Origin of the sequence: Hydrocarboniphaga effusa AP103 (assembly GCF_000271305.1) — a bacterium.
Taxonomy (GTDB): domain Bacteria; phylum Pseudomonadota; class Gammaproteobacteria; order Nevskiales; family Nevskiaceae; genus Hydrocarboniphaga; species Hydrocarboniphaga effusa.
Genome location: NZ_AKGD01000004.1, coordinates 1 through 19,246, shown reverse-complemented (window position 1 = coordinate 19,246; position 19,246 = coordinate 1). Strand labels below are relative to the sequence as shown.

The following is a 19,246-nucleotide window of genomic DNA, read 5'->3' as shown; positions in this document are numbered from 1 at the left end:
AACGAGAACTTAATTCTTGGTCTTGTCGACCAGCTTGTTCTTCGCGATCCACGGCATCATCGCGCGCAGCCTGGCGCCGACTTCCTCGATCGGGTGCTCGGCACCGATGCGGCGCTTGGCCTTCAGCATCGGCTGGCCGGCGGCGTTTTCGAGCACGAAGTCGCGCACGAACTTGCCGGTCTGGATGTCGGCGAGCACGCGCTTCATTTCCTTCTTGGTCTCCTCGGTGATCAGGCGCGGGCCGGTCACGTAGTCGCCGTATTCGGCGGTATTGGAGATCGAGTAGCGCATGTTGGCCATGCCGCCTTCGTACATCAGGTCGACGATGAGCTTGAGCTCGTGCAGCACTTCGAAGTACGCCATCTCGGGCTCGTAGCCCGCTTCGACGAGCACTTCGAAACCGGCCTGGACCAGCGCGGTGGTACCGCCGCAGAGCACGGCCTGCTCACCGAACAGATCGGTTTCGGTCTCTTCGCGGAAGTTGGTTTCGATGATGCCGGCGCGACCGCCGCCGTTGGCCGAGGCGTACGACAGCGCGGTCTGCTTGGCCGAGCCCGAGGCGTCCTGATGGATCGCGATCAGCGTCGGCACGCCGCCGCCCTGCACGTAGGTGCCGCGCACGGTGTGGCCCGGGCCTTTCGGGGCGACCATGATGACGTCGAGGTCGGCGCGCGGTTCGATCAGGCCGAAGTGGATGTTGAGGCCGTGAGCGAAGGCCAGCGTAGCGCCCTGCTTGATGTTCGGGGCGATGACTTCGCTGTAGATCTTGGCCTGGCCTTCGTCGGGTGCCAGGATCATCAGCAGATCGGCGATCTTCACCGCGTCGACCACGTCGAGCACCTTGAGACCGGAGCCTTCGGCCTTGGCCCAGCTCTTGGAGCCTTTGCGCAGGGCGACCGTGACATCGACGCCGGAATCCTTGAGGTTCAGCGCGTGGGCGTGGCCCTGCGAACCGTAACCAAGAATGACGACCTTCTTGCCCTGGATCAGCGAAAGGTCGGCGTCTTTGTCGTAATACACCTTGATGCTCATGGCTCTACTCTCTTTTGCTTGTGGATGGCTCGTGAGGCCGCCCTGGTTGAGACGATGTTGTGTGCTTGTTCTTCAGCTCGGCAGCGCCAGCACCTGCTGCCCGCGGCCCATCGCGGCGACGCCGCTGCGCACGAGTTCGAGGATGCGGGCGATGCCGCCGATCTCGGTGACGAAGGCGTCGATCTCGGCGCCGGTGCCGGCCAGCTGCACCATGCGCGTGTTCTCGGTCTCGTCGAGCATCGAACCGTGGTGGCGGCGCACGCATTCGACCACTTCGCGGGCCGCGCCGTTGGTGACCTCGACCTTGACCATCAACAGCTCGCACTCGAGATGATCGAGGCTGGCGAGATCGACGATCTCGACCACGTCGACGAGCTTGCGGGTCTGCTGAATGATCTGGTGCACGACCGCATCGGAGCCGGTGGTGACCAGGCTCAGGCGCGAAACGGTCGGGTCATGCGTCGGCGCGACCGACAGCGAGTCGATGTTGTAGCCACGCGCGGAGAACATGCCGGCCACGCGGGCAAGGGCACCCGCCTCGTTCTGCAGCAGGATCGAGATGATGTGGCGCATTGAGCCGGCGCGGCAACCGATTGATTGATGAGTGATTGGGCGTACACGAGGCCGGCGCCGGAGGGCGCAGACCCGAGGGGCGCGCAGGATAATCGGCGGTCCCCCTATACGCAACCTTGGCCCTGTCTACCTGAGGGTTTACCACCTATAATTCGCGCCCTTCAAACCAGCCGGTCGTCACCGTCCCGTCATGAACGCTGCGCATCCCACCGCCCGCCATCCCCTTTCCGGTACCACCATGACCGGAGCGGAGATCGTCGTACAGGTGCTCGCCGACGAGGGCGTGGACGTCATTTTCGGCTACTCGGGCGGCGCCATCCTGCCGACCTACGACGCGGTGTTCCGCTACAACCAGACGCATCGCAGCGCCGAGGGCGCCGATCCGATGCCGCTGATCGTGCCCAGCAACGAGCAGGCCGCGGGGTTCATGGCGGCCGGGTTCGCGCGGGCGTCGGGCAAGGTCGGCGTCGCGCTCGTGACTTCGGGCCCGGGCGCGACCAACACGGTCACGCCGGTGCGCGACAGCATGGCGGACTCGATTCCGATCGTGGTGATCTGCGGCCAGGTGCCGACCGCGGCGATCGGCTCGGACGGCTTCCAGGAGGCGCCGATCAGCTCGATCATGGGCCCCTGCGCCAAACACATCTTCCTCGTCACCGATCCGCTCAAGCTCGAAGCCACGCTGCGCACGGCCTTCGAGATCGCGCGCAGCGGCCGTCCGGGCCCGGTGGTCGTCGACATTCCCAAGGACGTGCAGAACTGGTCCGGCAGCTACCGTGGCGAAGGCCTGCTGCCCCTGCCCGGCTTCCGTGCGCGCCTGCGCGAGGCCTACGGCAACGCGCTGAGCGTCGATGCCGCGCAGTCCTTCTACGAGCTGCTCAACGCCGCCAAGCGTCCCCTGATCTACGCGGGCGGCGGCGTCATCAACGGCGAGGCTTCGGCGAGCCTGCGCCGCTTCGCCGACGATTTCGGCATTCCAGTGACGACCACGCTCATGGGCATCGGCGCGGTCGACACCACGGCCCCGCTGTCGCTGCACATGCTCGGCATGCACGGCACGGCGTTCGCCAACTACGCGGTCGATGACTGCGACTTCCTCATCGCGGTCGGAGCGCGCTTCGACGATCGCGTCGCCGGCGTGCCGTCCAAGTTCGCGCCGAACGCCAAGGCCATCGCGCATCTGGACATCGATCCTTCGGAGATCGGCAAGGTCAAGCGCGTGCAGTGGCACCACATCGGCGCGCTCGACGTGACGCTCGACGGGCTGCGCGAATTCGCGACGGCGCGCGGCTACCAGCCGGCGGCCGATGGCCGCTATGCCGAATGGCATCGCCACATCACCGATCTCAAGCAGACCTACGCGCTGAACTACGACCGCGAATCGGTCGCGATCCAGCCGCACGCGGTGATCCGCGCGATCAACCAGATCACCCAGGGGCGCGCGGTGGTGGCGACCGGTGTCGGCCAGCACCAGATGTGGGCCGCGCAGTATTTCGATTTCGCCGAACCGCGCCTGTGGCTGACCTCGGGCTCGATGGGCACGATGGGCTTCGGCCTGCCAGCCGCGCTCGGCGCCGCGTTCGCAGCGCGCGATCGCGTGGTCATCGACATCGATGGCGACGCGTCCATCCGCATGAACTTCGGCGAGCTCGAAACCGCGACCACCTACGGCCTGCCCGTGAAGATCGTGGTGCTCAACAATTTCGGCGACGGCATGGTCAAGCAGTGGCAGCGCCTGTTCTTTGAATCGCGCTACGCGGGTTCGGACAAGGGCCTGCATCGCAAGGATTTCATCAAGGCCGCGGAGGCCGACGGCTTCCAGTTCGCGGTGCGCGTGGAGCGCAAGGAGGACCTCGACGCCGCGGTGAAGGCCTTCATCGAATTCGATGGCCCGGCCTTCCTCGAAGTGATCATCGATCCCATCGCCAGCGTGTACCCGATGGTCGGTCCCGGCATGGCCTACGAGCAGATGATCACGGGCGACTGGATTCCGACGCGCCAGGCCACGTCCAAGCCGGTCGGCAAGGTCGACAAGGCCGATCTGTTCTGATCGCAGCGCGGTCGACAGCACACTTCGCATCGGGCCGGCGCTTGCCGGCCTCATGCATTCTGGGGTGATGCCTCGACGGCAAGCGGACTAGAATCGCCGTTCGACGAATTTTCAAGCCATACCGAAAACAACCTTGGTGCCGACACGGAGCCCTGCATGAGCGAAGCGCTGATTCAAACCTCGATTACGGACGGCGTGATGACGCTGCGGCTCAATCGCGCCGACAAGAAGAATTCGCTGACGGCGACCATGTACACCGCGCTCGCGGAGGCTTTCGACCAGGCGACGGCGGACAGCAGCGTGCGCGTGGTGCTGATCACCGGCAGCGGCGACAGCTTCTGCGCGGGCAACGATCTGGTCGACTTCCTGCAGAACACGCCGAGCGATGCCGAACAGGCGCCGGTGATGGTCTTCATGCGTACGATGTCGAGCTTCAAGAAGCCCATCGTCGCCGCCGTCAACGGCATCGCGGTCGGCGTCGGCGTCACCATGCTGCTGCATTGCGACCTCGTCTACGCGGCCGACAACGCGCGGTTCCAGCTGCCGTTCGCGAGCATCGGCATCTGCCCGGAGTTCGGCTCCACCTTGCTGCTGCCGATGATGATCGGCCCGGCGCGCGCTTCCGAACTGTGCCTGCTCGGCGAGATGTTCAACGCCCAGACCGCCAAGGACGCCGGCATCGTCAACGGCGTCGCGCCGGCCGCGGAACTCGAGGCGCTCGCCCGCGCCCAGGCCGAGAAACTCTCGCGCCAGCCTCCGAACGCGCTGCGCACCACCAAGGCGCTGCTCAAGCGCTGGACCCAGGACCGCATGCCCGAAGTCATCCGCAGCGAAGCGGCCGAGTTCATGCCGATGCTCAAGATGCCCGAAGCGCTCGAGGCGATGGGCGCCTTCATGCAGAAGCGCAAGCCGGATTTCAGCAAGTTCAGCTGAGCCGATCGCTTCAAAGAAAAAGCCCCGCGAGTTGCGGGGCTTTTTCGTTACGCATCACGCAATATCAGGCCACGCGTTCGAGCACCGTCGCCACGCCCTGGCCCATGCCGATGCACATCGTCGCCACGCCGTAGCGCGCGTTCTTCTCGTTGAGCACGTGTGCGAGCGCGCCGGTGATGCGCGCACCCGAGCAGCCCAGCGGATGACCGAGCGCGATCGCGCCGCCCTTGATGTTGATGCGGTCCATGCGATCGTTGAGCTTGAGATCCTTGATCACCGCGAGCGACTGCGCGGCGAAGGCTTCGTTGAGCTCCCAGTAATCGACGTCCTTGATGTCGACGCCGGCGCGCTTGAGCGCCTTCTGCGTCGCCGGCACCGGGCCGATGCCCATGATCGACGGATTGCAGCCCGCCGAGGCCATGCCGATGATGCGTGCGAGCGGCTTCAGGCCAAGCGCCTTGGCCTTCTCCTCGCTCATGATCAGCGTCGCGGAGGCGCCATCGGAAATCGCCGAGCTGTTGCCGGCGGTGACCGAACCCTTCGGATTGAACGCGGGCCGCAGGCTCAGCAGCGAATCGAGGCTCGCGTCCTGGCGCACCACTTCGTCGAAGTCGACGACGATCGGCGTGCCGTCGGCATCGTGGCCCGGCGTGCCGACCATCTGGCTCTTGTATTCACCATTTTTCCAGGCCGCGAACGACTTCTGGTGCGAGGCGAGCGCGAATTCGTCCTGGCTCTTGCGATCGATCTGGTGCGTCTGCGTGAGCATCTCGGCGGTCAGGCCCATCATCGCCGCGGCCTTGGCGGTGTTGATCGACATTTCCGGCGCGCCGTCGAAGCCGTGCGTCATCGGCACGTGGCCCATGTGCTCGACGCCGCCGCACAAGAAGGTATCGCCGATGCCCGCTTCGATCTGCGCGGCCGCGATGTGGATCGCCGTCATCGACGAGCCGCACAGGCGGTTCACGGTCTGGCCCGACACCGACTGCGGCAGTCCTGCGATCAGCGAGGCGTTGCGCGCGATGTTGAAGCCCTGCTCCAGCGTCTGGATCACGCAACCCCAGATCACGTCTTCGACGTCACTGGGCTTGACCGCCGGATTGCGCTTGAGGATCTCCTGCATCAGATGCGCCGACAGCACTTCGGCGCGAACGTTGCGATACACGCCGCCCTTGGAACGTCCCATGGGCGTGCGGATCGCATCGACGATGACTGCTTTGGTAGCCATTGTTTGTGTCACTCCTTCGTAAGCCTGTTTGTAAGCGTTCGGCTTACTTCGAATAGAAAGTCTTGCCTTCGGCGGCCATCTTCTTCATCGACTCGGTGGGCTCATAGAGCTTGCCGAGGTGCGCGTACTTGGCGCACTTCTCGATGATGGTTTTGAGCCCGACGGTGTCCGCGTACTTGAGTGCGCCGCCACGGAAGGCCGGGAAGCCGACGCCGTAGATCAGGCCCATGTCGGCTTCGGTCGGCGTTTCGACGATGCCGTCGTCGAGGCAACGCACGGTCTCGATGATCATCGGCAGCATGTGGCGATCGACGATCTCTTCTTCGCTCATCTCGACCTGGCCGTTCGGCTGCACGGACTTGATCAGTTCGTAGCTGGCCGGATCGGCGATCTTCTTCGGCTTGCCCTTGGGGTCGGTTTCGTACTTGTAGAAGCCGACGCCGTTCTTCTGGCCGTAGCGCTTGTTCTCGTACATGACGTCGAGCGCCGACTTGTCCTTCGGCGCCATGCGATCCGGATAACCGGCCGCGAGCACTTCGCCGACGTGATGGCTGGTGTCGATGCCGACCACGTCCTCGAGATAGGCCGGGCCCATCGGCCAGCCGAACTTCTCCATCGCCTTGTCGATCTTCACGAAGTCGGCGCCGTCACGAATCGCGCCCATGAAGCCGAAGAAGTACGGGAACAGGATGCGGTTGACGAGAAAGCCCGGGCAGTTCTTGACCACGATCGGCGTTTTGCCCATCGCGCTCGCATAGGCCACGATCGTGCCGATGGCTTCCTTGCTGGTCTTCTCGCCGTAGATGACTTCAACCAGCGGCATGCGATGCACCGGATTGAAGAAGTGCATGCCGAGGAAATTCTCGGGGGCCTTCAACGCGGTGGCGAGTTCGTCGATCGAGATCGACGAGGTGTTCGAGGCGATGACGGTGCCCGGCGCGACCGCGGCTTCGGCCTCGGCGAGCACGATCTTCTTGATCTTCGGATTCTCGGTGACGGCTTCGACGACCGCGTCGATGTCCTTGAATTCGCCGTAGCTGAGCACCGGACGGATCGAAGCCAGCACACCGCCAGCCTTGGCCGGCTTGAGCTTGCCGCGCTCCACTTCCTTCGACAGCAGCTTGTTGGCTTCGGACATGCCCAGATCGAGCTGCTTGGGCGCGATGTCCTTCATCGTCACCGGCACGCCCTTGACGGCGCTCGTGTAGGCGATGCCGCCGCCCATGATGCCGGCGCCGAGCACGGCCGAGTGCTTGACCGGCTTGCCGGTCTTGCCGACGGTCTTGGCCTTCTTCTTGAGCAGCTGGTCGCTCAGGAAAATGCCGATCAAGGCATCGGCGACCGTGGTCTTGGCCACCTTGGCGAAACCGGCGGCTTCGATCTTGAGCGCTTCGTCGCGGCCCAGGCCGGCGGCCTTCTGGATCACGCTGACGGCGGTCATCGGGGCCGGCATGTTCGGGCCGGCCTGCTGGGCGACGAGGCCCTTGGCGGTTTCGAACACCATCGCGGCTTCGAGCGGGTTCAGATGCAGCTTGCCGGTCTTCTGGGCGCGGCGTGCCTTCCAGTCGAACTTGCCTTCGATGGCCGAGTTCAGCAGCTTCAGAGCGCTCTCACGCAGTTTTTCGGGCGGCGTCACGCCGTCGACGGCGTGCACCTTGAGCGCGGCTTCGGGCTTGTGCTGGCCGCCCGCGGCGATCCACTCGATCGCGTTGTCGGCGCCGACCAGACGCGGAAAGCGCGTGGTGCCGCCAAAGCCCGGGATCAGGCCGAGCTTGACCTCCGGAAAGCCGATCTGCGCCGCGGCGCTCATCAGGCGATAGTCGACCGACAGGCACATTTCGAAACCGCCACCGAGCGCGAAGCCGTTGATGGCGACGACGCTCGGAACCGGCAGGTCCTCGATCGCGTTGAACGACTGGTTCGCGTGAATCGCCCAGGCGGCAAGCTCCGCTTCCGACATTTCGAAGTTCTTGCCGAACTCGGTGATGTCGGCGCCGACGATGAAGACGTCCTTGGCGCTCGTCACGAGCAGGCCCTTGACGCTGCTGTCGGCCTTGATCGCCGCGGCGGCGGCTGCGAGTTCCTCGACGGTACGCTTGTCGAACTTGTTGATCACATCGCCCTGGCGATCGAAACACAGTTCGGCGATACCGCCGTCCAGTTTCGTCACGCGAATGGATTGTCCTTCGAACATGGCGGAAGCAGCCCTCCTGGTGGTTTTGAATTCTGTGTCTCGCATCGTCCGCGAATCCTGAGCGTCGCGAACGATTCCATACTCAGCGGTATGGAAAGGGCCTGCATCATAGCGTTCGCTTTGCATCGCCGACAACAACACGCAATGGGCAGCTGGCGAATGGACGCCCATGCGATCCGCCGAGCGAGGCCGAAGCGACTCCGGGATGACTCGGCTCCAGGCAGCACCTACACTCCGGCAGACTGCCTGCTCTTTCGATGATCACTTCACGATGAGGAACCCGCGATGAAAGCCAAGGAACGCCTGAACCAGCTCAAGAAGCAGTTCGACCGGCTGCGCAAAGATTCCCTGGCTTCCGTCGGCACGACGAACGAGGCCATCTACAGCGGGCTTCAGCAGTTCGCGGACAAGGAGCTCAAGGCCCTGCACAACTACTACGACAGCGCGCTGACCTCGCTCAAGTCGCAGAAAAAGAGCGGCGCGGACATCAAATCGGTGGTGCTCACGCAGTTCGATCTGATGCAGGGCACCTTCAACTCGCTGATCGCCAACGCGCGCGAATCGCTGGAGACGGTTTCGAAGGCCGGCGAAGCCTCGGCGGCGAGGAGCAAGCCCAAAAGCGAAAGCGCCCCGGTGAAAACCCCGGCCGCGAAAAAGCCGGCGGCGAAGAAGCCTGCTGCGAAGAAAGTGGCCAAGAAAGCCGCCGCCAAGAAGGCCGCGCCCAAAAAAAAACGGGCAAGAAAGCCGCCGCCGCGGAGCCTGCGATCGTCGTGACGCCGGACGCCGCGGAGTAAGCAGCCGCACCGCCGCTGCCGCGGCATCGCCTCGGAGTGCAACGGCAAGGAAAGCCGCTCACCGCTCCTCGCATTTTCAGCGGCCCGCCCGCGCCCAGCGGACGGGCCTTCGTTTTGATCAGGCCTGCAAACCCCGACTCAGCCCGCCCCATGTCGCTCTCGCTCGAACAAGGAACCGAACTCTGCCGCCTGCTGGCCGACCCGAGTCGCTGCCGGCTGCTGATCCTGCTCGAAGCCCATGAGCTCTCGGTCGCCGAACTCACCGATATCACCGGCTTGGCGCAGAGCCGCGTCTCGACGCACCTGGCGCGGCTCAAGCGCGCGGGCCTGGTGCAGGACAAGCGCGTCGGCAGCGCCGCGCTCTACTCGGCGAGTGGCAACGGCGGCGCCGCCGGCGAGCTCTGGGCCCATCTGCGCATGCAGATCAGCGACGCCCAGACCCGCATCGATCTCGAACGCGCCGAACAGGCCGTGCTCGCCCGCAAGCATGGCCAGACCTGGGCCGAGTCGGTCGCCGGGCGCATGGAACTGCATTACTCGCCGGGCCGCACCTGGGAGGCCACCGCTCGGGCCTTGATCGGCCTCATGCAACTCGGCGACGTGCTGGACCTCGGCTCCGGCGACGGCGTGCTGACCGAACTGATCGCCGGCCACGCGCGTCGCGTCACCTGCGTCGACGTCAGCCCGACCGTGGTCGCCGCGGCGCGCAAGCGGCTCGCCGCGTTCGCCAACGTCGAGGTCGAAGAAGCCGACATGCACGCGCTGCCGTTCGCCGATGGCCGCTTCGATCACGTCTTCGCGATGCATGCGCTGCCCTACAGCCGGGCACCCGAAAAAGTGCTGCGCGAGGCCGCCCGCGTGCTGCGTCCGGGTGGGCGCCTGGTGGTGGCGACGCTGGCCGAACATCGCCACGAAGAAGCGATGCGCGCCTACGATCACGTCAATCTCGGCATCAGCCCCGAGCAGCTCGGCAAGCTCATGCGCATGGCGGGCCTGACGGTGGAATCCTGCCGGATCAGCTCGCGCGAAACGCGCGCGCCTTATTTCGAAGTGGTCACCGCGCTCGGCCGCAAATAGCCCCCGCGCCAGCTCAGTGGACAGCGGGCGGCAACTCGTCCGCCCAGATCAGCTTGCCACCCGATTTCTTGTCGATGGTCTTGAGCCGGTCGAGATGCGCGGCCTGCTCGTTCTCGCCGACGCGGATCACGCGCAGCGGGGCCTCGATCGCGCCCAGCAGTTCGACGAAGCGCGAGCGCCGCTGCGCGCCGGCCTGCGCGCTGCTGTCGTCGAGACCGAGTGCGGACTGGCCACCGGTCATCGCCAGGTAGACGTCGGCGAGCAGGCGGGCGTCGAGCAGCGCGCCGTGGAAATCGCGATGCGAAGCGTCGACCGCGTAGCGCCGGCAGAGCGCGTCGAGGTTCACCTTCTGGCCCGGATGCAGGCGACGCGCGAGCGCTACCGTATCGACCACCGAGCAGACCTCGGAGAGCTTCCGGTTGATGCCCAGGCGCTGGAACTCCGCGTCGAGAAAGCCGATATCGAAGGCCGCGTTGTGGATCACCAGTTCGGAGCCGGCCAGATAGTCCCAGAGCTCGCGGCCGAGTTCGACGAACTTCGGCTTGTCGGCCAGAAACGCCATGCTGATGCCGTGCACCTGCTCGGCGCCCGGATCGATGTCCTTGTCGTCCGGGTGGATATAGCGGTGGAAATCGTTGTTGGTCGGCCGGCGGTTCACCAGCTCGACGCAGCCGATCTCGATGACGCGATGGCCCTGAATGACTTCCAGGCCGGTGGTTTCGGTATCGAGAACGATCTGGCGCATAGACGGGAGACGGGATACGGAAGATGCCTGAAGCTTAACCGCCACCGACCCGCGACGTCGCTTCCAGGCAGCCTTCGTTGGCGAGCCGGTCGGCAAGCTCGTTGCCCGGATCGCCGTTATGCCCCTTCACCCAGCGCCATTCGATCTTGTGACGGGCGCAGGCCGCGTCCAGGCGCTCCCACAGATCCTGGTTCTTGACCGCCTTGCCGTCGGCCGTGCGCCAGCCGCGCCGCTTCCAGCCCGACAGCCATTCGTTCAAGCCCTTCATGACATAGGTCGAATCGGTGAACAAGGTGACTTCGCAGGCTTCACGCAGGGAATCGAGCGCCTGGATCGCGGCTGTGAGCTCCATGCGGTTGTTCGTCGTCCCGGGCTCGCCGCCCTTGATGCGCTTCTCGGCCGCGCCGTAGCGCAACACCGCGCCCCAACCGCCCGGCCCCGGATTACCCTTGCAGGCGCCGTCACTGTAGATGGTGATGGCCTTCACAGGTTCACCGCCTGACTCGAGACGGTCGACTGCGCGGCGCCCTGCACCGCGGCGCCGATGATCGGCTTGACCTGCGCACGCTGCAGCTTGCCGACGAAGTTCACCGGCAATACGCGCTTGCGCGCGACCACCAGATAGTTCTCGGCGAACGGAGACAGCAGGCTTCCGACGCTCCAGCTCTGGTGCTGGCTGCGCGGGGCGATCCAGGGAAAGCCGACACTGAAGCGGCGCACTTCGGTGATTTCGAAATCGAGCAGCTCGAGCCAATCGCTGATACGGCCGATGCCGTAGTAGCGCGTCGGCGGCGGAAACGCGCGATAGCCCAGCCCGATGCGCTGACGCATCACCCAGCCGCCCCAGGGATTGAAGCCGAGTACGAACAGGCGGCCGCGATCGGTCAGCACGCGCGCGGCCTCGCGCAGCACGTTGTGCGGCGACTGGCTGAATTCGAGCGTGTGGGGCAGCAGCACGCCGTCGACGCTCTTGCTGAGCACCGGCAGCTCCTCGGGCAGCGAACGTGCCTGCTCGCCGAAATCGGCCACTGTGCCGATCACCGCGTGATGCAGGGTTTCGCAGCTTTCGAGCAGTTCGTCGCCACGGCCCCACGAGCCGATCTGCAGCACATGCCGGCCGAACACCTCGGGCAGCACGCGGCGCAGTTCGGCCGATTCGAGCTCGATCAGCCGTTTGCCGCGCGAGGAGCGCAGCCACAGCGACAAGGTGTAGCGATTGAACGGAACCCGGGCTGGACGCAACGACGAAAACGGCATCATTGACTCATGCGATTGATACACAGACCATCTTAGCCATGTCGACGCCCGCCATCGAGATCACGCCGATCGAAATCACGCCGATCCCGGCCTTCAACGACAACTACATCTGGCTGCTCGCTCGCGGCAGCCGGGCCGTCGTCGTCGACCCAGGAGATGCGGCACCGGTGATCGCGGAGCTCGATCGGCGCCGGCTGGCGCTCGATGCGGTGATCGTCACGCATCATCACGGGGATCATGTCGGCGGCATTGCACAGTTGCTGGAGCGTCGCGCGGTGCCCGTCTACGGCCCGCAGGCGGAGCAGCCGCGCATCGGCACGCTCACGCATTTGCTGAACGACGGCGACCGCATCGAGGTGCTCGGCCATCGGGCCGAGGTGATCGCGGTGCCCGGGCACACGCTCGGGCACATCGCGTATCACTTTGCCGATCTCGGCGCGCTCTTCTGCGGCGATACCTTGTTCTACGGCGGCTGCGGCCGGCTGTTCGAAGGCACGCCCGAGCAGATGCACGCGTCGCTGTCCCGGCTCGCCGCGCTGCCCGAGCGCACGGCGGTTTACTGCGCCCATGAATACACGCTCTCCAACCTGGCATTTGCGCTCGCCGTGGAGTCAGAAAATTCTGACATCGCGTCAGCGATTCGCGAGGCCCAGGATCTACGTCGGCACAACCGCCCGACCCTGCCTTCGACGATCGGACGCGAGCGCCGCGTGAACCCTTTCCTGCGCTCGGCCCGCCCCGGAATTGCAGACCATGCGCCCGAGCCTCCAGGCTCCGGCGATCCGGTGCAGGTCTTTGCAAGTTTGCGCCGATGGAAGGATCATTTCCGACCGCCCGGCGAGCTTTGAGGAGCGAGCGGACAAGACCTGACTGCGGCAGCATATGCATGCCCAGCCCGATATGCCCCCTGATACACTCGGGCCAAATTTCGAGACCCCATTCCTGATGCCTCTTGTTCGCGGTCTAACGACCTTGAGACGCCGCTGTGCTGCGCTTGTGCCGACGTTGGCCCTGGTCCTGGCTCCGGTCGCGATCGCGATGGCGGCCGACCCCATCTCCGAGAAAGCCCTGCTGCTCGACCAGAACATCCAGGCGCTCAAGGATGAGGTGCTGCAGTTCAACCGAGACGCATTGATCGCCGAAGAGAACTACCTGTATCCCGAGCATTCCCGTGTCGAGGTCTACGTCAGCGTGGAGACGCAGGCCCTGCTGCTGCAGCGCATCACGGTCTCGATCGACGGCGGCGAAGCGGTCACCTACACCTACAAGGATTCGGATTCGCGCGCGCTGGTCCGCAGCCGCGGATTGCAGCGCCTGGGCCGCTTCAACGTCTCCAAGGGCGCACACAAGATCAGCGCCGATTTCGTTGCCCAGTACGCCGACGCCAAAGAGGGCGAGCCGGTCATCGCCGATCGCATCGATGCGGTGTTCGACAAGGCACTGAGCGCGACCACGCTGGAACTCGTCGTCGGCAAGGCCCGTCGCGGTGGCAAGCCGGTGCTGCGCCTGCAGGAGTGGAGAGCATCCAAGTGATGAACCTGCGTCGCAACCGCTTCGCGCTCGCGTTCGGCGCGTTCGTGCTCTCGGCCGGCAGCGCCCAGGCCGCGGCCAACTTCTACAAGCCCGGGGACGACAACGATCCACGCATCCGCTCGGCCCGTTTCCTCGGCGAAGACAAGCGCCACATGTCGGCGTCGGTCGAACTGCTGCGCGTGCAGGCCGAGGCCGGACGATCGAGCGACGTGCAGTTTCCGTGGCTGCTCGCCGACAACTACCTGTCGTTCGGTCTGCGCGAGCGCGCCGATGCGATCTACGAGGCACTCTCGCAGGGTACTTCCGACCCGCTGCAGCTCGCGCGCGCCCAGCTCAAGGAAGCGCGCTTCGAATATACGCGCGGCTACCTGCCCGAATCGCGCGCCCGCCTGCTCAGGATTCGCGAAGGCCTGCCCAAGGAACTGCTGATCGAATGGCAGGACTTGCTCGCCAAGGTGCTGCTCGAACAGGGCCGCAATGCCGACGCCGTCGAAGTGCTCACCGCGCCGAAGAACGGCGACGACCAGAGTGAGTACACGCGCTACAACCTCGGCGTCGGCCTGCTGCGTGAAAAACGTGCGGAACAAGGCCACACCGTGCTCGACCGCGTCGGCAAGCTCGCCCCCAGCGATCGCGACACGCTCGCGCTCGCCGACAAGGCCAACCTGACGCTGGGCTGGGATTTTCTGCAGAACCAGCAGGCGGCCGCCGCCAAGCCGATCCTGCAGCGCGTGCGCGTCGAAGGCCCGTTTTCCAACCGCGCCCTGCTCGGCCTGGGCTGGGCGGAGCTGCTGCCCAATGGCGAGCGCGCCAAGCGCGTCGATCTCGAAGACGGCAGCTCGGACAAGCAGCGCGATCCGTTCGCTTCGTTCTCGACGCTCGGCGTGCTGCTGCGTCGCGGTCAGGTCGACGACGATTCGATGCGCAAGCGCCATTTCAGGCGTTCGCTCGGGTCTAGCGACCAGGCGGAGGCGATGGATCGTGCGCTGTCGGTCTGGCTGCTGCTGATAGACCGCGATCCGCAGGACCCGGCCGTACAGGAGAGCTGGCTCGCCGTTCCGTATGCGCTCGACCAGGTCGGCGCCCACGAGCAGGCGCGCAGCTATTACGAGCAGGCCATCGAACGCCTCGAAGCCGCGCGCGAGCGCACCGACAAGGCACTCGCCGCGATTCGCAGCAATCGCATGATCGATACGATCATCAAGCGCGAAGTCGACGCCGAATCGGGCTGGAACTGGGAACTCAAGGACCTGCCGGACGCGCCCGAGACCTATTACCTGCAGACGATGCTCGCCGAGCATCGCTTCGCCGAAGCGCTCAAGAATTATCGCGATGCGCGCCTGCTGCAACGCAATCTCGAAGCCTGGGAAAAGCGCCTGACGGACGTCGAGAAAGGCTATTCCACGGGTGCCAGCCGTGGCACCGTCGACACCGGCATCCTGTTCTCGCGCGCCAAGGAAAACCGGACCGAGCTGCGCAGCGGCGTGAACATCAAGCTTGCCACTGAGATCAACCTCGCCGAGCCCGGGCGCTACGATCGCGCGGTCGTCATGCCGCCGCTGCGCGCGCCCGAGCTCAAGCTCGCCAATCCACCCGATCCGCAGGTGTTTCGCGGAACCTTCGAGCAGGTCGGCGACCTGCGCAAGCGCCTCGACTCGCTCAAGCCGGCGCTGATCAAGATGGGCGACGAGCAGGGCCGCCTGCTGCAGGAGATGGCGAGCACCGAACTCAAGTCGCAGAAGACGCTGATCGAGAAGTATCTGGTGGAGGCCCGCTTCGCGCTGGCCCGTCTCTATGACCGTCCGCTGGGCAGCGTCGACGAACCCGACGAGTACGAGATCAAGAAATGATGCGCCTTCGACCGTTGCTGTCCGTTTCGGCACATCCCTTGATCGGCGCGGCGAGCGCCGCGCTGCTGCTGTCGGCCTGCGGCGGCACGCCCGCCGTGGTCAAGGACGCGGCTCCGTCGATCCGCGAGACGATCAAGAAGGAGCAGCCGGCCGCGCAGAAGCTGCACATCCAGCGCAGCGATCCGGTTGCGCCCGATCCCGACAAGGCCATCGCCAACTACAAGAAGCTGCTCGAACTCGCACCCGACGACGCGACGCGCGCCGAGGCGATGCGTCGCATGGCCGACTTGCAGGTGCAGACCGACGATCTCAAAGGTGGCGGCGATGACAGCGCGGCCCAGCTCGCCAAGTCGATGGGCACCTACGAGCAGCTGCTCAAGGAGCGTCCGGGCGATCCGAACAACGATCGCGTGCTGTACCAGCTCGCCCGTGCGCAGCAGAACAGCGGCGATACCGACGGTGCCATCAAGACGCTGGCCAAGCTCAACAGCGAATTCCCGCAGTCCAAGCTCGGCGGCGACGCGCATTTTCGCCGTGCCGAGCTGCTGTTCGTGCGCGAGCGCTTCACCGAGGCCGAGGGCGAATACCGCATCGTGATGGATCTGCGCGAGGCGACGCCGTTCTACGAGCCCGCGCAGTACAAGTACGGCTGGTCGCTGTATCGCCAGGCCAAGTACGACGCCGCGATCGGCAACTTCTTCGAAGTGCTCGATCGCGAGCTGCCGCCCGGCGAACTCAAGGACAGCGAAGCCGCCGTCTCCGCCGCGAAGAAAGGCAAGAGTGACCTCGTCAAGGATTCGCTGCGCGTGGTCTCGCTGTCGCTGGCCGCCCAGGGCGGCGGCGTCGCGGCAAACGAGTATTTCCAGAAGCACGGCGATGCGCGCTTCTTCCCGCTGGTCTATGACGCGCTCGGCAAGCTGCTGCTCGAACGCGAGCGCTACACCGACGCGGCCGAGGCCTTCGCCGCGTTCACGCAGCGCTATCCGACGCATGCGCTCGCGCCGGTGTTCCAGTCGCAGGTCATCACCGCGTACGAACAGGGCGGCTTCCGCGATCTCGTGATCCGCGAGAAGGAACGCTACGCCACCGTCTACGATCCGCAGGCCGCGTACTGGAGCGGCCGTCCCGCCACCGAGGCGGTGCTGACCGAGCTGCGCAAGCACATGGAGGATCTGGCGCGCCACTATCACGCGCTCGCACAGTCCGACAAAGCCAAGCGCCAGGGCGATTTCCTCGTCGCGGCCAAGTGGTACCAGCGCATTCTCGAGGTCTTCCCGACCGATCCGAAGGCGCCCGAGATCAACATGCTGTTCGCCGACGCGCTGCTCGACGGCGGCAAGACGCAGCAGGCGGCCGAGCAGTACGCGCGCACCGCCTACGACTACAAGCCGCATCCGAAGACGGCCGATGCGGCGCTGGCCTCGTTCCAGGCCTATGAGAAGCATGCCAAGGAAGTGCCGGCCGCCCAGCGCCCGGCTGCTCTGCGGCTGGCGGTCGATTCGGGCGTCAAGCTCGCCGATCGTTTCGAGTACCACCCCGAGAAGCTCAAGGTGCTCACCCAGGCGGCCGAGGATTTGTACGAGCTCAAGGCGCTCGACGAAGCCATCGGCGTCGCCCAGCGCGTGCTCACGAACAAGCCGAGCGCCACCTCGGATCTGCAGCGCATCGCCTACAGCGTGATCGGCGACTCGCAGTTCGCGCAAAAGCGCTACCCGGAGGCCGAAGCGGCCTTCGCCTCGGAGCTCAAGCTCACGGCCGCGAATGCGCCGCAGCGCCGCGAAGTGTCCGATCAGCTCGCCGCCTCGATCTACAAGCAGGGCGAAGAAGCGCGCGCCGCGGGCAACCTGCGCGGCGCCGTCGGCCACTTCCTGCGCCTCGGCGAAGTGGTGCCGGACGCCGGCATTCGCCCGAACGCCGAGTACGACGCGGCCTCTAGCCTGGTCGACATGGAAGACTGGCCCACGGCCGCCAAGACGCTCGAGAACTTCCGCACGCGTTTCCCGAGCAACAACCTGGTCCCGGACGTCGACAAGAAGCTCGCGATGTCCTACCAGAAGGACAACAAGCCGGCGCAGGCCGCGGGCGCGTACGCGCGCATCGCCCAGCGCCAGACCGAGTCCCCGCAGGTGCGCCAGGAAGCGGCCTGGCTTACGGCCACGCTTTACGACGAGGCCAAGCTGCCGGCCCAGTCCGGGCCTGCGTACCAGTCCTACGTCGGGGCCTTCCCTCGCCCGCTCGATCGCTCGATGCAGGCGCGCAATCGCCTCGTCGAAATCGCACGTGACGGCCGCAACAGCGAGCAGGAGCTGTTCTGGCTGCGCGAGATCGTCAATGCCGACGCGGCCGCCGGCGGCGAACGCACGGATGCGACTCGCGCCCTGGCCGCCAAGTCCAGCCTCGAAATCGGCCGCCTCAGCGCGGCCCAGGCCAAGACGCTGCGCATCACGCTGCCGATCGAGAAATCGCTGCCGGCCAAACAGAAGGCCGTCGAAGCGGCGATCCAGTCGTTCAACCGTGCCGGCACCTACGGCTTCGCCGACGTGACCACCGCCGCGACCTACGAGCTCGGCGTGCTGCAGCTGGATTTCGCCAAGTCGCTGAACGATTCCGAGCGTCCGCGCAACCTGTCGGGCCTGGAACTCGAGCAGTACAACCTGCTGCTCGAAGAGCAGGCCTTCCCGTTCGAGGAAAAAGCCATCGAGGCCCACGAATCCAATCTGCGCCGCATTCCGCAGGGCATCTACGACGAATGGGTCGCCAAGAGCTACAAGGCGCTGGCCCAGATCGCGCCGGGCAAGTACGCCAAACGCGAACAGGGCGAGGAGATTTATGAAACCCTGCGCTAAGACCATGACGGTCGCGAGCCGGCTGCTGGCAGCCGCCCTGATGCTGACGCTGGCCGCCTGCGGCGGCAGCGTCGGCACGCGTCCGTCCAGCAAGCCGGCGCGGCCGGCCGCCGAAACGCCTGCGGACAAGGCCGCCGCCGAGGCCGAGAAAACGGCCGCCGACCAGGCTGCCGCCGAAAAAGGCAATCCGGAGGACCGCTTCAAGGCCTCGCTGGAACTCATGCGCACGAAGAAGACCGCCGAAGCCGAAGCGGCCTTCCTGAAGCTTGCGCAGGATTTCCCGGACTTCACGGGCCCGCAGATGAACCTCGGCATCATTTACGCCAAGTCCAACCGCCTGCAGATCGCGACTTCGGCCTTCAACAAGGCGGCGACGAGCAACCCGCAGAATGCGGCCGCGTTCAACTGGCTCGGCATCGTCTATCGCGAGAGCGGCAACTACCCGATGGCCCAACAAGCCTACGAGAAGGCACTCGCGGTCAAGCCGAACTACCCGGCCGTGCACCTGAACCTCGGCATCCTGCTCGACGAGTACATGAAGCGCCCGGCCGACGCGATTCCACACTATCGCCAGTATCTGCAGCAGTACGGCAAGGAAGACCTGCGGGTGCTGGCCTGGATCGCCGAGATCGAGGCCGCGCAGAAAGCCGCCGCGCCCGCCGCTCCGGCTCCGGCCGCCACCAGCGGAGGCGCCGCCAAGTGAGCATCCGAATCCGCCTCCTGATTCCGGCCTTGCTGTGGGCGCTGTGCGGCCCCGCCCAGGCGCAGAACGAGAAACCCGCCGTCAACACCGCGCAGCCCGAAGCGCCGGCCGTCGATACCGCCAAAGCCGCGCCCAAGCCCGGCAGCGACGGCACCACCATCATCGGCGACCGCGAATCGCCGATCGGCCTCTACATCACCCCCTGGCGCAATGCGGCGGCTGAAGTCGACATCGATCGTCCCGCCCGTCTGCTGAGTCTCGACCTCGAGCCGGTCGACAAGCGTGTCTTTTCGCGCCAAGTCGAGTATTACGAGGCGCTTGCAGCAGCGCAGCGTGCCAAAACCCCGGCTCCCGCTGCAGCGGCGCCGTCCCCCTCTTCACCGTAGTCCTGTCACTCAAAGACCCGCATAGGAGCGAGCTTCATGGAGCTT

General features: G+C 65.6%; 17 protein-coding genes. 10 read left to right on the top strand and 7 right to left on the bottom strand.

Annotation, left to right across the window (positions count from 1 at the left end; all coding sequences use genetic code 11):
- Positions 1–9 precede the first annotated feature (9 nt).
- A complete protein-coding gene (gene ilvC / locus WQQ_RS19380) occupies positions 10–1,026 on the bottom strand; it encodes a ketol-acid reductoisomerase (protein WP_040455346.1) in 1,017 nt (338 codons plus the stop codon).
- A 78-nt stretch (positions 1,027–1,104) separates the two neighbouring features.
- Positions 1,105–1,605 carry an acetolactate synthase small subunit gene (gene ilvN, locus WQQ_RS19375; RefSeq protein ID WP_007186953.1) on the bottom strand — a complete coding sequence of 167 codons (501 nt, stop codon included), beginning with the start codon at positions 1,603–1,605 and terminating at the stop codon, positions 1,105–1,107.
- A 238-nt stretch (positions 1,606–1,843) separates the two neighbouring features.
- Here ilvN and ilvB point away from each other — a divergent pair, with 238 nt between their 5' ends.
- On the top strand, positions 1,844–3,655 hold the full coding sequence (ilvB, locus tag WQQ_RS19370) for a biosynthetic-type acetolactate synthase large subunit (RefSeq protein ID WP_007186952.1): 1,812 nt from the start codon (positions 1,844–1,846) through the stop codon (positions 3,653–3,655).
- Between the two features lie 156 nt (positions 3,656–3,811).
- The gene (locus WQQ_RS19365; RefSeq protein WP_007186951.1) at positions 3,812–4,588 is read left to right on the top strand and encodes an enoyl-CoA hydratase; all 777 of its coding nucleotides are present in this window, start codon (positions 3,812–3,814) and stop codon (positions 4,586–4,588) included.
- A 64-nt stretch (positions 4,589–4,652) separates the two neighbouring features.
- Here the strand turns inward: WQQ_RS19365 and fadA are convergent, their stop codons facing one another.
- Entirely contained in the window at positions 4,653–5,816 is a 1,164-nt protein-coding gene (gene fadA, locus WQQ_RS19360; RefSeq protein ID WP_007186950.1) for an acetyl-CoA C-acyltransferase FadA, read from the bottom strand.
- Positions 5,817–5,859: 43 nt separating this feature from the next.
- On the bottom strand, positions 5,860–8,010 hold the full coding sequence (fadB, locus tag WQQ_RS19355; protein WP_007186948.1) for a fatty acid oxidation complex subunit alpha FadB: 2,151 nt from the start codon (positions 8,008–8,010) through the stop codon (positions 5,860–5,862).
- 285 nt (positions 8,011–8,295) lie between these two features.
- On the opposite strand from fadB, the gene WQQ_RS24505 reads away from it, so the two are divergent.
- The gene (locus WQQ_RS24505; RefSeq protein ID WP_007186947.1) at positions 8,296–8,784 is read left to right on the top strand and encodes a phasin family protein; all 489 of its coding nucleotides are present in this window, start codon (positions 8,296–8,298) and stop codon (positions 8,782–8,784) included.
- 170 nt (positions 8,785–8,954) lie between these two features.
- On the top strand, positions 8,955–9,881 hold the full coding sequence (locus tag WQQ_RS19345; RefSeq protein WP_007186946.1) for an ArsR/SmtB family transcription factor: 927 nt from the start codon (positions 8,955–8,957) through the stop codon (positions 9,879–9,881).
- Between the two features lie 13 nt (positions 9,882–9,894).
- Here WQQ_RS19345 and dnaQ read toward each other — a convergent pair whose 3' ends face one another.
- The 3 genes from dnaQ to WQQ_RS19330 are packed head-to-tail and all read right to left on the bottom strand — an operon-like array spanning position 9,895 to position 11,883.
- Positions 9,895–10,626 (bottom strand): DNA polymerase III subunit epsilon, encoded by a 732-nt coding sequence (gene dnaQ, locus WQQ_RS19340; protein WP_007186945.1) that lies wholly within the window; start codon positions 10,624–10,626, stop codon positions 9,895–9,897.
- 34 nt (positions 10,627–10,660) lie between these two features.
- Positions 10,661–11,113 carry a ribonuclease HI gene (rnhA, locus tag WQQ_RS19335; RefSeq protein WP_007186944.1) on the bottom strand — a complete coding sequence of 151 codons (453 nt, stop codon included), beginning with the start codon at positions 11,111–11,113 and terminating at the stop codon, positions 10,661–10,663.
- Positions 11,110–11,883, bottom strand: coding sequence for a methyltransferase domain-containing protein (locus WQQ_RS19330; RefSeq protein ID WP_237715095.1), 774 nt, complete (start codon positions 11,881–11,883; stop codon positions 11,110–11,112). The genes rnhA and WQQ_RS19330 overlap by 4 nt, the downstream gene beginning before the upstream one ends.
- 38 nt (positions 11,884–11,921) lie before the next feature.
- On the opposite strand from WQQ_RS19330, the gene gloB reads away from it, so the two are divergent.
- The 6 genes from gloB to WQQ_RS19300 all read left to right on the top strand — a co-directional run bounded on the left by gloB (position 11,922) and on the right by WQQ_RS19300 (position 19,201).
- Positions 11,922–12,731, top strand: coding sequence for a hydroxyacylglutathione hydrolase (gene gloB / locus WQQ_RS19325; RefSeq protein WP_007186942.1), 810 nt, complete (start codon positions 11,922–11,924; stop codon positions 12,729–12,731).
- 157 nt (positions 12,732–12,888) lie between these two features.
- Positions 12,889–13,416 (top strand): hypothetical protein, encoded by a 528-nt coding sequence (locus WQQ_RS19320; protein ID WP_007186941.1) that lies wholly within the window; start codon positions 12,889–12,891, stop codon positions 13,414–13,416.
- Positions 13,416–15,266 carry a hypothetical protein gene (locus WQQ_RS19315; protein WP_007186940.1) on the top strand — a complete coding sequence of 617 codons (1,851 nt, stop codon included), beginning with the start codon at positions 13,416–13,418 and terminating at the stop codon, positions 15,264–15,266. Before WQQ_RS19320 ends, WQQ_RS19315 begins: the two co-directional genes overlap by 1 nt.
- Positions 15,263–18,112 carry a tetratricopeptide repeat protein gene (locus tag WQQ_RS19310; RefSeq protein ID WP_040455148.1) on the top strand — a complete coding sequence of 950 codons (2,850 nt, stop codon included), beginning with the start codon at positions 15,263–15,265 and terminating at the stop codon, positions 18,110–18,112. The genes WQQ_RS19315 and WQQ_RS19310 overlap by 4 nt, the downstream gene beginning before the upstream one ends.
- On the top strand, positions 18,096–18,815 hold the full coding sequence (locus tag WQQ_RS19305; RefSeq protein ID WP_237715094.1) for a tetratricopeptide repeat protein: 720 nt from the start codon (positions 18,096–18,098) through the stop codon (positions 18,813–18,815). Before WQQ_RS19310 ends, WQQ_RS19305 begins: the two co-directional genes overlap by 17 nt.
- Positions 18,812–19,201 carry a hypothetical protein gene (locus WQQ_RS19300; protein WP_007186937.1) on the top strand — a complete coding sequence of 130 codons (390 nt, stop codon included), beginning with the start codon at positions 18,812–18,814 and terminating at the stop codon, positions 19,199–19,201. The genes WQQ_RS19305 and WQQ_RS19300 overlap by 4 nt, the downstream gene beginning before the upstream one ends.
- Positions 19,202–19,246 lie beyond the last annotated feature (45 nt).